The sequence below is a fragment of the Microbacterium umsixpiens genome (assembly GCF_053543675.1).
Window position 1 is genome coordinate 1 of record NZ_JBLVOH010000208.1, and the last position, 847, is coordinate 847.

Consider the following 847-nt stretch of genomic DNA (forward strand, 5'->3'; position numbering starts at 1 on the left):
ACATGATCCCCTTCCGGTCATATCTCGGTATCGATGATGCGCGCGGCGTCGTCGCGCGCGCGGTCACCGTTCGTCGTGTATTCGCCCGTCTCGTGCCCCAGCGCGGCGAGCGTCTCCTGAGTGGCACGGAGCACGCCGCTGAGCTGCTCCGTGTTCGCGTCGCGCAGCTGCTCGACCTCGGCGGCGAGCTTCGTCAGCGCGCGCATGTGGTCAGCGAAGACCTCTTGCCACGCGCCCTCCGGCGCGTGTGCGACCAGTTCGCGGATCGTCGCGCCCTCCGGAGCCCCCCACTCCTCGGCGACCGCGGCGACCTCGACCGTGCGCGCGAGTCCCGCGCCACGCAGGCGATCGAGGACCTGATCGATCTCACGCGCGGCGAACTGGATCCATTGGGATCGCCCGGCTGCGAGCAGCAGCTGCTGTTCGTCTAGTTTGAAGAGCAGCATCTCGAGCAGTTCACGCTCGCGCCACAGCTGTATCGATAGTTCGTTGGCTCCCATGATCCCCTTTTCCCCAGTGATCGCCACGCCTGTTAACGCGGCCAAAGGTCACTATCGGCTGCCGCGCCCCTAAGGTTACTATGTGGAACGGCGATGGGTAGTTCTCCCCATGTACAGATCACAAGAAGTGTGATAAGTGCATCTACTCGTCTCCTTGGAGCTTCCGGAGTGAATCCAGAGAGGTGGATCATCCCCCATGTCGTCGCGCGCTGAGCGCAATCTGCTCATCGAGAGCAACCTCCCCCTGGTCGGCTACCTCGCCTCCGAAACACACGCCCGAGCAACCCATATCCCCCGCGACGAGCTCGCGGCCGTCGGAGCGCTCGCGCTCGTGACCGCCGCGGACG

At 64.9% G+C, this 847-nt stretch carries 1 protein-coding gene; it reads right to left on the reverse strand.

Features of this window, described 5'->3' with window-relative positions; translation table 11 throughout:
* Positions 1 to 17 precede the first annotated feature (17 nt).
* Entirely contained in the window at positions 18 to 500 is a 483-nt protein-coding gene (gene flgN / locus ACNPM4_RS17960) for a flagellar export chaperone FlgN (RefSeq protein WP_448986590.1), read from the reverse strand.
* Positions 501 to 847 lie beyond the last annotated feature (347 nt).